This window comes from Kaarinaea lacus (assembly GCF_975902315.1).
On the sequence record NZ_CDLKIE010000191.1, the window covers coordinates 1 to 12,669 of the forward strand.

Annotated in this window: 13 protein-coding genes; 11 read left to right on the top strand and 2 right to left on the bottom strand. The window is 45.0% G+C overall.

Annotated elements, in window-relative coordinates; genetic code table 11:
- Positions 1-894: alpha-glucan family phosphorylase (gene glgP, locus ACWVCM_RS05600; RefSeq protein WP_455200736.1), on the bottom strand; the 894-nt coding region annotated here is incomplete at its 3' end.
- 304 nt (positions 895-1,198) lie between these two features.
- Between glgP and ACWVCM_RS05605 the strand changes: the two genes are divergently transcribed.
- The 5 genes from ACWVCM_RS05605 to ACWVCM_RS05625 all read left to right on the top strand — a co-directional run bounded on the left by ACWVCM_RS05605 (position 1,199) and on the right by ACWVCM_RS05625 (position 6,594).
- Positions 1,199-2,242, top strand: a complete 1,044-nt coding sequence (locus ACWVCM_RS05605; protein WP_455200737.1) for a formylglycine-generating enzyme family protein — start codon at positions 1,199-1,201, stop codon at positions 2,240-2,242.
- A gap of 601 nt (positions 2,243-2,843) precedes the next feature.
- Positions 2,844-3,761: a response regulator gene (locus ACWVCM_RS05610; protein ID WP_455200738.1), complete on the top strand. Its 918-nt coding sequence runs from the start codon at positions 2,844-2,846 to the stop codon at positions 3,759-3,761.
- A 20-nt stretch (positions 3,762-3,781) separates the two neighbouring features.
- Positions 3,782-4,966: a hybrid sensor histidine kinase/response regulator gene (locus ACWVCM_RS05615; RefSeq protein ID WP_455200739.1), complete on the top strand. Its 1,185-nt coding sequence runs from the start codon at positions 3,782-3,784 to the stop codon at positions 4,964-4,966.
- A gap of 27 nt (positions 4,967-4,993) precedes the next feature.
- On the top strand, positions 4,994-6,175 hold the full coding sequence (locus ACWVCM_RS05620) for a response regulator (RefSeq protein WP_455200740.1): 1,182 nt from the start codon (positions 4,994-4,996) through the stop codon (positions 6,173-6,175).
- A 233-nt stretch (positions 6,176-6,408) separates the two neighbouring features.
- Complete coding sequence (locus tag ACWVCM_RS05625; protein ID WP_455200741.1) at positions 6,409-6,594, top strand: DUF3330 domain-containing protein; 186 nt, start codon at positions 6,409-6,411, stop codon at positions 6,592-6,594.
- 61 nt (positions 6,595-6,655) lie between these two features.
- Here the strand turns inward: ACWVCM_RS05625 and ACWVCM_RS05630 are convergent, their stop codons facing one another.
- Positions 6,656-7,522, bottom strand: a complete 867-nt coding sequence (locus ACWVCM_RS05630) for an SDR family NAD(P)-dependent oxidoreductase (protein WP_455200742.1) — start codon at positions 7,520-7,522, stop codon at positions 6,656-6,658.
- A gap of 197 nt (positions 7,523-7,719) precedes the next feature.
- Here ACWVCM_RS05630 and ACWVCM_RS05635 point away from each other — a divergent pair, with 197 nt between their 5' ends.
- The 6 genes from ACWVCM_RS05635 to ACWVCM_RS05660 all read left to right on the top strand — a co-directional run.
- On the top strand, positions 7,720-8,745 hold the full coding sequence (locus tag ACWVCM_RS05635; protein ID WP_455200743.1) for an aminoglycoside phosphotransferase family protein: 1,026 nt from the start codon (positions 7,720-7,722) through the stop codon (positions 8,743-8,745).
- Between the two features lie 23 nt (positions 8,746-8,768).
- Positions 8,769-9,422 carry an N-acetylmuramate alpha-1-phosphate uridylyltransferase MurU gene (gene murU / locus ACWVCM_RS05640; RefSeq protein WP_455200744.1) on the top strand — a complete coding sequence of 218 codons (654 nt, stop codon included), beginning with the start codon at positions 8,769-8,771 and terminating at the stop codon, positions 9,420-9,422.
- Between the two features lie 312 nt (positions 9,423-9,734).
- Entirely contained in the window at positions 9,735-10,397 is a 663-nt protein-coding gene (uvrY, locus tag ACWVCM_RS05645; RefSeq protein WP_455200745.1) for a UvrY/SirA/GacA family response regulator transcription factor, read from the top strand.
- Between the two features lie 327 nt (positions 10,398-10,724).
- Entirely contained in the window at positions 10,725-11,237 is a 513-nt protein-coding gene (locus ACWVCM_RS05650) for a TlpA family protein disulfide reductase (RefSeq protein ID WP_455200746.1), read from the top strand.
- A gap of 29 nt (positions 11,238-11,266) precedes the next feature.
- Positions 11,267-11,812 carry a thioredoxin family protein gene (locus ACWVCM_RS05655; RefSeq protein ID WP_455200747.1) on the top strand — a complete coding sequence of 182 codons (546 nt, stop codon included), beginning with the start codon at positions 11,267-11,269 and terminating at the stop codon, positions 11,810-11,812.
- A gap of 75 nt (positions 11,813-11,887) precedes the next feature.
- A partial coding sequence (locus ACWVCM_RS05660) for a TolC family protein (RefSeq protein WP_455200748.1) occupies positions 11,888-12,669 on the top strand: 782 nt, incomplete at its 3' end.

The following is a 12,669-nucleotide window of genomic DNA, read 5'->3' on the forward strand; positions in this document are numbered from 1 at the left end:
AAAATCCATACCATTAAGTACGTGTTGATAGCAGCGCTCAATTATCTGAAACGCTGAATGACCTTCATTGATATGCCAAATGGTAGGCTTATGTCCCAGGGCGTTGAGGGCACGAACGCCGCCTACACCTAATACGATTTCCTGTTGTATACGCATGGTGCGGTCGCCACCATAAAGTCGGTGAGTAATGGAGCGAACTTCATCACTGTTTTGTGGCAGGTCGGTATCCAGAAGATATAATTTAATACGCCCGGCGCGTGCTTCCCATACCTTAATGGTAATGGTTTGACCATTGGAAACGACAGTCACCTGTACTTCGTTTCCGTTGGGATCCAGGGCGGGAGCAATAGGCAAATCTTCAAAATAGGTTGTTGAATAGTGGGGTATCTGGTTGCCGAGGTTATCGATCGTTTGAGTGAAATATCCTTGACGATATAACAATCCCACTGCCACAAAAGGAATGGCCAGGTCGCTGGCAGCTTTACAGTGGTCACCGGCAAGGATACCCAGCCCCCCGGAATAAATCGGTAAACTCTCGTGAAATCCAAACTCAGCACAAAAATAAGCGACCAGGTCTGTCTCAGGATCCAGGCTATCGATAATCGGTTTCTGTTGTGATTTTTTGTAAGTGTCATATACAGATAACACACGATTGTAATCTTCCATAAACACCTGGTCCTGTACTGCTTGATCGACGCGTTCCTGGGAAACACGGCGCAAAAACACTTTAGGACTGTGACCGCTGGTTTGCCATAGTTCTTCGTCGAGCCGGTGAAATAATGAACGAACACTTCGATCCCAGCTATAGAGGAGGTCATTCGCCAGCTCTTCCAGGCGCGCCAGCTGGCTGGGTATTCTTGGCTGGATTTCCAGTGAAAATAATTTTCCGGTCATTAATAATTCCTTAAGTTACCTGTTCGGTGTTATTGTTTGAGCAACTACAATATTGAAATTAGAATATAGTCTCAATTGCAGTTCAAAGCGCGATTCTAACTGAAAATTGATTCTTTTGCGCTTGATTGAGACTGGTTGCATAGTAAACAATTTGTTGCAAGCGATGTAGCCCCATAGAGAAACAATGCACACTGATTTCAACGTTTGCCATTGATACCGAGTGCAACCGGTATGCCACCGTTTTAGTAGGCGCAATAAAGCAATCCAGGTATTCAGGTATAAGCAAAGTAGTGCAATAGAATTTATGCGTTTATTCATGGTAAAAACACGGCAACATCTCTATTTTCTGGCTTGTTTATCTGCAGTTTTGCCCATTTCCATTTTTTCCATGGGTTGTCAGCAAAAATCTTCTAATGAGCAATCGGCCCAAACTGGTGCGGTCATCGAAAACGTGGAGTCCAATATCGGTGCATCGTTGACCGATACTGGTGCCATGGTGTTCGTACCCGCCGGATCTTTCACCCTGGGTAGCAACAAAATCGATGACTCTGGTAAACAGCAGGAATACGGTTTGGTCAATCCGCTGTATGTCGATGAGCACCCGCAACAAACACAGGTGCTCAATGGGTTTTTTATCGATAAGTACGAAGTGACCAATGCTGCCTATAAAAAGTTTGTGAAGCAGACTAAACGTAAAGAACCTTTTGGCTGGTCGCAAAATGGATATAACCTTGTTGAAAAACGACTAAGGGCCACTGACCTGGATACATTGCGCTGGATTGCGACAGAGTATTTCAAACTTGACCTCGATGTAACAACGATGTCCAAACCAGCTTTGCTAAAAGCCATGCTGAATGATCAACGGGTAAAGGATACCTTGCCAATTACAGGTGTTACCTGGTTCGATGCCAATGAATATTGTCGTTGGGCTGGTAAAAGACTGCCCACGGAATTTGAATGGGAGAAAGCGTCGCGCGGGCCGGATGGTCGGGAATATCCATGGGGTAATGAGTGGGATCCAGATGTCACCAATACCGGTGACAATACTGACTGGCCGGAAGGTATTACACCCGTAGGTAGCTTCCCGAAAAATCTCTCACCCTATGGCGGCTACGATATGTCTGGTAATGTGTGGGAATGGGTGGATTCCTGGTATCAGGCTTACCCGGGTTCAACCCTGGAGCGTGAAGCGTTTGGCGAAAAGAATAAGGTGCTACGTGGAGGAGGAGGTGGTGTAGGGCATTATGCTCTCAGTGTATTCTATCGTTCAGCGGCGCGATCATTTGCACCACCAACCACGGCTAGTAGTGATATTGGATTTCGGTGCGCGAAATCTGTATCCCCCTAGTTTGGATAATCGAACGCACTACCTGGTAATAACCGCGTGCTGAGGATTTTGCGACCTCAGCGCGCGGCATACAGAACCTGACAAAAATTTAAGATTAATAGCGGTTAGTATTACGTCTATCGTCTGCGATGACGATGGGTGTTGTTCTGGATCTTTATTGGTACTTTCTTAGGACCAGACAAATGAAGTGCTGTGACCGCACCGATGATTCCACCGATAACGAAAGCTAGGACGACTGCTTCAAGCAACATGGCGATCATATCCGCGTCTCCTTAATCAACATAGGTGATGAACTAATAAGGGAATCGTTAAATAACTGGTCCCTTATTCCTAGTTAACGGCAGTCCTTTAAGCGGGTTTAGTGATTTAACCATTTTCGATGGTATAAATGCAGTATAGCCTCGAAAATCGATCCCTGCTTGCACCATAGGCTGACAAATATGTCAGTGACTGCCCTAAAACGCCTGCCCAGCACATTCAAGTTTGCCTAATTAATGACGAAAATGAAGACGGTGGGAGGATTTTTCATCGTCTTGCTTACCCCGATGCAAGTATTAGACCCATCAAAATCCGTGATCGGGAAACTATCCAGATTGGCTCAATGCGAAGCTTGAATGTAAAAGATGTCACTGATTTAAAACCATGCGTATTACTGGTGGACGATGAGGTTTTTAACCTTGAAATTCTCGAGGAATTGCTCGATGACCATGGTTTTCAGACCGATACCGCGGAAAACGGCCGTGAAGCCGTCGAGTTACTTAAAACCAATGCTGACAAATACCAGGCGGTCTTGCTGGATCGCATGATGCCTGAAATGGGTGGTATTGAAGTTACTCATTTTATGAAGCAGGACCCCCGATTGCGCATGATCCCTGTCATTATGCAAACCGCGAAAGCGACCAAGCAGGATATTGAAGAAGGTTTGGGAGCCGGAATTCTTTACTATCTTACCAAGCCGTTTGCCAGGAACGAGTTACTGGACATTGTGGATACGGCCGTGCGGTATTTTTATGAATACCAGGAATTATGTGAACAGTTAGATGATAAAAAAGAGCGTATGCAGGCGCAGGGAAGTATCGTATTTAGCTCCATGAATGATGCGCGCAATGCAGCTACCACTTTAGCCAGTTTGGCAAAAGATCCCGGCAAGGTTGTAGTGGGTTTGTATGAATTGTTTGTTAACGCAATTGAGCATGGCAACCTGGGTATTGGATTTGATTACAAGTCGGAGCTGCAAAAAGCCGGTACCTGGTTATCCGAGATTGAACGTCGCCAACAGTTGCCGGAAAACCTGAACAAGCAAGTATCCGTTGAATATCAGGTCGAGGACGGAACTGTAAATTACACCGTGCAGGACCAGGGTGATGGATTTAATTACCGGGAGTTTCTCCAGGTTAGTGCAGCCCGCAGTCTTAATATTCACGGACGTGGAATTTCGATTGCCAAGATCCTGAGTTTTGATCAGCTGCGTTATATTGATCCCGGTAATCAAGTTATCGCTCAAGCAGCGGCAAAATAAGTAATAAAGGAAACAGATTAATGGCAGCCGTAATGAGTGAACAACCCAATATCACCGTCGATGGTCGTGTTGCCAAGGTGATGGTGGTGGATGATGACTCGACGTTACGCAGCCTGATTAGGGTACGGCTTAAAAAATCCGGTTTTGAGGTAATCGAGGCCGGCGACGGCCGGGCAGCGGTTGACTGCTTTTTACGAGTATCGCCTGATATCGTGCTTATGGACGCCAATATGCCTGGGATGGATGGATTTGAGGCAACCAGGGCACTAAAAAGTACCCCTGAAGGAAAGCATACACCGATATTAATGGTGAGCGGACTGGAAGATGATGACTCGGTGGATAAAGCCTTTGGTGCCGGCGCTACCGAATATATTACCAAACCCATTTGCTGGCCGTTGCTGGTGCATCGCCTGGTAAATATCTGCTCTGCCATTCAGGCGGAGGCCAACCTGTTGCGGGCAAAAATTGCAGCGGATCACGCCAACCATTCAAAAACTGAATTTCTGGCTAACATGTCACACGAGTTGCGGACTCCAATGCATGCTATTTTAAGCTTTGCCTCGATGGGGACAGAAAAAGTCGGTAAGGCTACAGAAGATAAATTGCTACGTTATTTTTCGCGCATCGAAGAAAGTGGAAAACGCCTGCTTTTGATGCTCAATGACTTACTGGACTTGTCCAAGCTGGAAGCCGGTAAAATGATTTTCCTGGTAGAGCAGGGTGACTTGTTGCATACCGTTGATCAGGTGGTTGGTGAATTCCATGCTTTTGCGGCAAATAATGGTATTACAGTAGAAGTCGAACCACCGCGGGTATCCAGTAAGGCTTGGTTCGATGCTGACCGGATTTTGCAGGTTGTATCAAACTTGATATCCAATGCTATCAAGTTTTCGCCGAACAATAGCGTGGTGAAAGTAGTGTTCAGTGATGACAAACTGGCGATTGATGATGGCAGAGAAGTTGATGCCTTACGCCTGACTGTCAGTGATGAAGGTATTGGTATTCCCAGCGATGAACTGGAATCTGTGTTTGATAAATTTGTTCAATCCAGTGAGACAAACACCGGTGCTGGTGGCACCGGGCTGGGCCTGGCGATTTGCAAGCAAATTGTTGAGCATCACAAAGGAAAAATATTTGCGGAAAACAACCAGGATGTGGGTACAAGTTTTCATATGCTATTGCCACGTGTTGAAGTGGTTGAGTGATTAAACAGGAATCGAGGTTTACATATTATGAGCGTGGCGCACCAAAAAGAACCGATTGAACAACGACCTAAAGTTCTGGTCGTGGACGATGAACCGTTTAACCTGGAGATTATGGAAGAGATTCTGGAAGAAGACTATGACGTCTCCTATGCAAAATCAGGTTCAGAATGCATGGATATGTTGACGGATATTATGCCAGATGTGGTATTGCTGGATGTAAACATGCCAGGCATGAGCGGCTATGAGGTTTGTCAGCAAATAAAGGAAAATCCAAAAACGACTAACATACCTGTTACTTTTGTATCAGCTCTGGATACCTTGGCTGAACGCCTTGCGGGTTATGAAGTTGGTGGTGATGATTATATTTGCAAGCCATTTGAAGCAGGCGAGTTGCTATCCAAGGTCACTATAGCCGTTAAATATAAAAAAGAACGAGAAAGTTTAATGGCTGAAGCCGAGCGTGCCATGAGCAAGGCTATGTCCGCAACCAAAGACACCGGAGATGTCGGCACTATCCTGGATTTTGTACGTTCTACCATGAAATGTGACGCTGCGGAAAAGCTTGCTGACCTTTCGCTATACACGATCAGTTCAATGGGGCTGAGGAGCAGTGTGCAAATTCGTATCGGTGATGAAGTGGTTCACAAAAGCAGTGATGGCGCTATTAATCAGCTGGAAAGAACCGTCGTTAAAAAAATATGTAAAGAAGACCAGGTAGTAGACCTGGGTGTGCGAAGTGTATTTAACTATGATCATGTGTCGGTTTTGGTTAAAAATATGCCGCTTGATGATCAGGAAAAATATGAACGAGTTAAAGGTACCATTGCATTGCTTGCGGAAGCCATGGAAATTCGTTTGCAGGCACTTGCGCAAGCAACACCAAAAAAGACGGAAATGGCCGGCAGTAGCGCTGGTGATCAAGGACAGTTAGTAACTTTAGTGCAACGTGTGGACACTTTGCTTGCTCAGCTTGATGAATCAGTTAACAAGTTCGCCCCGCAATATATTAAGATATTATCGGAATTGTCATACAAGCTGGAAGGTTCATTTTCTGATTTAGCTTTAACGGAAGATCAGGAACAGTTGCTGCTGGATCTTGTTGATCAGTCGATTAACCAGGCGCATGGTATTCAGGCGTCGAGTGATGAGTCTTGTAAGAATCTGGCGCAGCTGGTGTCAGATATTCGCGATACACTTAAAGGCGACTGATTGATAACTGTCGTTATGATTATATAGTGTGGTGATTTAGTGTTGCTTTAATAAATTTATTCTATATGTTGTTACCGCATTACCCTTTCCTTCACAAGAAGTTTGATTTAATTTTTTTATAATGGCCGTCAGGCCGAACCGCTTGGCTATAATTAATAGTAAATACCCCTGTCACTGCATGCGCAGAGTAGATGTGCGCATCTCGTATCCTGGACTAAGTGAGGAGGTGGACCATGGTTCAAGCTACAAATACAAAAGATGATCAGGGATTGATTGCCTGTGATATTTGCTTAAAAGAAATTCCTGCTTCGGGTGCAAAAAATGAGGAAACGTCGGATTATGTATTTCATTTCTGCGGCATAGATTGCTATGCAAAGTGGAAAGAGCCAGATAATTCCCCGCCAGTTGAGAAAGAATAAAGTTTACGTGTTAACTCTTCTTTGTCGTAACCGTTTGAGTACACAATAATTTGTTGGTCGATTATTTGTTTTCGTTTTTGGATACCCTTAGCAGAAACCAGTCCAGGGCCCGGTGTGGCAGGATGCGTTTTAAGGTGGCAAATAAATAGGTTGGGAAAGTTACATAGTAACGAGCCCTGGGTTTGGGATTCTCAATGGCATGAAGAACTTTCTTAAGTACCGCATCAGGCTGTAATGTAAATGGTGCAACAGGACCTTGCCTGGTTAAACGGTTTTCCATTCGCAAATAAGTGTCGCGATGCACACTGGCATCCCGGTCAATATTTTTCCGGTAAGCCTTAAATGCATTTTTGCGGAACTGGCTCTCAATAGGCCCTGACTCTATCAGGCTGACGTAAATGCATGTGCCATGAAGTTCCAGCCGCATAGTATCGCTGAGGCCTTCCAATGCGTATTTACTGGTATTGTAGGCTCCTCTGAAAGGAAGTGATATGAGCCCTAATACGGAACCGTGTTGAATGATTCGACCAAATCCGTGCTGCCGCATGGCAGGAATCACCAGGTTTGTCAGCTCCATGGTGCCTAACAGGTTGGTCTCCAGTTGCGCGCGCATCACGTCACGCGTTAAATCTTCTACCGCGCCAGGTTGCCCGTATGCGCCGTTGTTAAACAATACGTCTATTCGCCCATCTGTTTGATCCAATACTTGTGACACGGCATTTTTTATGCTCTGGCTATCATCCAGGTCCAGCAGTAGCGTATTCAGACCTTGTTGCTGAAGGCGCTCCACGTCGCTTTGTTGGCGGGCTGTGGCAAATACGCGGTAATCACGGGCGTTTAATCCCATGGCTACACAATAACCGATGCCTGTGGAACAACCGGTGATTAATACGACTTTGGACTGTGTGGCTGATTGTGTAGCAGACATATTTCTGTGTGATCCAAACTGGAATTTTAATAGTGATTGATGTTCAAATTACATTCTAATAAGGCCGGTAAATCCGATGCCTTGTGAACGGATTTGCATTTTTGGCATAAAACATTCATATAATGCAACCGCAACGTTATAAATTGCGATTATCTGGCACCCGTCATTCAGTACGATTTTCTGGAATTATCACTACTATGCCGCAACGATTAGCACAAATAAATGAATGGTTACAAAACCGGCTAAAACTGTCGAACTACGATATGAAGCCCGCATCGAGCGATGCCAGTTTTCGGCGATATTTTCGTATTACCAGCAGTACTGGTTTATTTGCGCCTTATCAGGCGCAATCATTGATTGTCATGGATGCGCCGCCATTCCAGGAAGATACGCGACCCTATATTCATATCGCTAAACTAATGGCGGATATCGGATTAAATGTACCCCTGGTGCTGGAAGAAAATACCGATGAGGGTTTTTTGTTGCTTACTGATTTGGGCTCCACGCAATATTTATCGGTGCTGAATGAAGGCAATGTCAATGAATTATATCGAGACGCCCTTGATGCCTTATTAAAGTTGCAGGCAAACGGGCCTTCGGAATCTGATGGGCTTCCTCCCTACGATCGTGCGCTATTGCAACGCGAACTGGAAATATTTCGCGAGTGGTATTTACAGAAACATCTGGGATTGCGCTTATCGAAGGAGCAGGACAATATCATCAATAGTGCATTCGCATTATTAACAGATACAGCGTTGGAACAACCTGTAGTTTGCGTGCATCGCGACTACCATTCTCGAAATCTGATGCGAACAGATAAAAACAATCCCGGTATCCTTGATTTTCAGGACGCCGTCATTGGTCCTGTTACGTATGATCTGGTGTCCTTGCTCAAGGATTGTTATATATCGTGGTCGCGCGAGCAGGTGGAGTCCTGGGCACTACAACATAAAGCAAACCTGGAAAGCGCGGGTGTTATAGAAAATGTCGACAGGCAACAGTTTTTACGTTGGTTTGATTTCATGGGGGCACAACGCCATATAAAGGCGACGGGTATTTTTGCTCGCCTTGATCAGCGTGATGGAAAACCCGATTATCTGAACGACATTCCCCGGACCTTGTCGTATGTGGTCGATGTTAGCGCGCGCTACAGTGAGCTGAATGCATTGAATCAGTTTTTAGTATCCATCATGCCATCATTGGCGACTCAAACAGCAACTTAAGATTAATAATATAAGTAAAGAACATGAAAGCAATGATATTAGCCGCGGGGCGCGGCGAGCGGTTACGTCCCATCACCGATAATATTCCCAAGCCACTGGTGAAGGTCAGGGGCAAGGCCCTGATTCAGTATCACGTGGAAGCGCTGGTTCGAGCCGGATTTACCGAACTCGTTATCAACCATGCGTGGCACGGAGAGCAAATCGAAAAAGCCCTGGGGGATGGAAGCCAGTTTGGCGCTACTATTCAATACTCAGCGGAAGGTAAGGCACTGGAAACTGGCGGAGGTATATTCAAGGCGTTACCGTTATTGGGTAATGATCCATTTCTGGTTGTGAATGGTGATGTGTTTACCGATTTTCCATTTGCTGAGTTAGTAAATCAACCCAGCAAACTCGTACATTTAGTCCTGGTTCCTAATCCTCCTCAACATCCAAAAGGTGACTTTTCTTTACAAGATGATGAGGTAAAACGTGAGGGTAATAGTATGTATACCTTCAGTGGGATAGGTGTTTATTCGCCAGGGCTGTTTAACGATTGCCAGCCAGGGGCGTTTTCATTGGCGCCCCTGTTATTCGATGCCATTGAGCGCCATGAGATCACCGGGCAGATTTATGGCGGTTCGTGGGAGGACGTCGGCACGGTTGAACGATTGGAAAAGCTCAATCAGTCAAATTAACCTGTTAATTTGCTTAATCTTTCTACCATAGATATCACTTCAGGATTCGCCTTAATCTCCCGGTCGTTGGTTCAAAACCCCACATTTCAGCACGGTAAACGCTAAACAGTTATTCGGAATTGTTAATCTTTATCCTGAAAATAGAATAAGTCTAAAAATACTTGCTTGTAAGTATTCCACTGATGTGTGATAGACTTTTGCTTAGCACTGTCACCAAGACTAAGTGCATGCAGGCATATAAATAATAATGATCGCGTATTCAGCTCGCATACGCTGGGTGTGTGGTGGGAGAGAAAAAATCAGGGGGTATGCATGATCAAAGTCACCATCGTCGACGACCATGAGCTTGTCCGCACAGGCATCATTCGTCTCTTAAGCGATGTCTCCGGTATTGAAGTTGTTGCAGAAGCTTCCAGTGGGGAAGAAGCTGTACAGCTAGTGCGTCAACACAAACCTGATGTAGTGTTGATGGACGTTAATATGCCGGGCATCGGCGGTTTTGAAGCCACTCGCAAACTTGTGCAAATGTATCCGGATTTAAAGGTCATCGTGGTTACTATACACATGGATGATCCTTTTCCGTCGCGCATGTTGCAAGCAGGTGCCCTGGGGTATTTAACCAAGGGTTGCGGTGTGGAGGAAATCGTCACTGCCATTAAAGAAGTATATGCGGGTCGGCGTTATATTAGCGCGGATGTTGCTCAACAACTGGCATTAAAACTCATGCCAGGTGGAGAAGAAAGCCCATTTGATGCGTTATCACCTCGAGAACTACAAGTTATGTTGATGCTGACACAAGGCACCAAGGTTCAGGAGATATCGGATAAATTGTGCTTAAGTCCAAAAACGGTGAGTACATACCGACATCGTTTGTATGACAAGCTGGGTGTTAGCAGTGATGTTGCCTTAACCCGATTAGCCATGCGCTACGGGGTAGTGGATGACGCACTGGAAGCCAACACTGTGACGAGTTGAAAACGCTCGAGTTGTATAGCCGTTTTACACTTCGGAAGTACATCTAGCAGTAGCTTTATAACCGCGCAAACAATCTTCTGTGGTTTAGTCAATTTTCTCTATTTGGAATGTTGGCCGTGCCTCTTCGTGCTTCCAGTTCATCTTAATCGATAATATCGAATGCAGGCGTGTTGAGCATAGATTTCATGATTGCAGTCAATTACTTTGACCGCCTTCCCAACTAAATTTACACCTGAATTCAGCCAACTTTTGCAAAAAACAATTGCCTAATGGCATTATCATGCCGTAGTTAATTTTTACCCCGAGTGTCGAGGATGTCAGGTTTTGATGATGTTAAGGAAAGTAACTGCTGAAATTCGTTATTGGTTGTTGGCATTATTATTTGCTTTGTCGGTTTCAACGCCGGTTTTGGCAAAGGCTGACGCCATTGATTTTACTTTACCCGATTTGAAGGGAGTGGATAGGAAACTATCTGAATTTCGAGGTAAATGGGTCGTGTTAAATTACTGGGCAACCTGGTGCCCGCCTTGCTTGAAAGAAATTCCTGAACTCGTTGACTTTCATGATGCACATCATAAAAAGGATGCGGTTGTCGTCGGCGTGGATTTCGAAGATATTAAACTGGATGAGCTAATAGAATTTACCGAAAGTTACTTTATGAGTTATCCCATATTGCGTACCAAACCCAGTGCGAAAACTCCCGTGGGTGTAATTTCAGGGCTACCTACTACGTATCTTATATCACCTAAAGGTGAAATCGTAGCGAAACAAAGCGGACCCGTGACCGCGAAAATGATTGAAGATTTTATCAATCAGCAAAATCATTCAGCCGAACCATAGAATTTTCATATTGATTAGCGAGTAAGACCATGGATATTAAGCGCAACCCTATATTAGTAATCCTGTTTATATTAATAGTAGGTTCAGTGAGTGACGCTATGGCGGCTGCGGGCAAGGACCCGTATACCCACTTTTTTAATGAAACATGGGGTGATTTCTCCGAAGAAATTGCTAAAGCCAGAGAACAGGGAAAATCAGGTGTATTGCTGTTTTTTGAAATGGATGAGTGTCCCTTTTGCCATCGTATGAAACAAACAGTTCTGAACCAGCCAGATGTGCAGGAATATTTCCGAAAGCACTTCCTGAGTTTTGCAGTGGATATAGAAGGCGACGTGGAAATAACAGATTTTGAAGGTAACAGCTTAACGCAGAAGGAATTTGCCACTAAAATTAATCGTGTAAGAGCGACCCCGGTGTTTGCGTTCTATGATCTGGAAGCCAGGCAAGTGGTACGTTACACGGGAGCGACTCGAAATACGGAAGAATTCTTGTGGTTGGGAGAGTTTTTCGTTAACGGCGAATACAAAAACATGCGGTTCACCAAGTACAAACGTTTAAAGAAAAAACAAAAGTAAATAAATAAAGTGACGCCTGAGTTGGTGGCAATAAATAGCAAGCGGGTAGTTAACGTGCCAGGAGTTCTACTACTCTTGCTGTTTTTTATATCTATAAATCCGGTCACGCTTGCCGAAGAAGGTCAGGCTGGAGCGAATGATCCCAGGCCAAAACTTCCCGATCCTCTTACTCTGGAATATTTGCTTAAACTGGATGTAAAAGATCATCCAGCCCTGCAACGGGCTTCCGCCGCCATAGAGCTGCAAAATGCCAACAAGGAGTTCGCTGTAGCAGATTACGGATTTAGAGCGAATTTGTTGCTGGAAGCTCGCGCTATCGAACCCAACAGAATTGCGTATGATCAGGACCAGAATGACAGCCAGGCTCACCTGTATCTCAACAAACGCCTGTATGATTTCGGTAAAACCAGCGCAGCGGAGGATGCGGCTGTAGCTGAAATTGAAGGCAGTGAACTACTCTACGTAAATGCCTACAATCAACATCGTATAGCGATTCTGTCTCGATTCTTTGCTGTGTTGCTCGCCGATTTAACCTATGACAGGGATAACGAGGCAATGTCCATTGGCTACGTGCGATTTGATCGAGGGCGTCACCGCAATAACCTTGGTCAGCTGTCTGATGTCGAATTATTAAAACTGGAAAACCAGTTCCAACTGTTACGTCGTGCTTACTACAAAAGTCAGGCTGAGAGGCGTAATTCCCGTTCGCGTCTGGCAAATGTCGTTAATCGTCCCGGTGAGCTTGTCACAGATTTGGTAGTACCAGAACTGCAAGTACCACTGGGTGATATCCCAGAGGTTGAAGAGTTGCAAAAAAACGCCATGGCTAATAATCCGGTCATAAAAGCATTACGTCT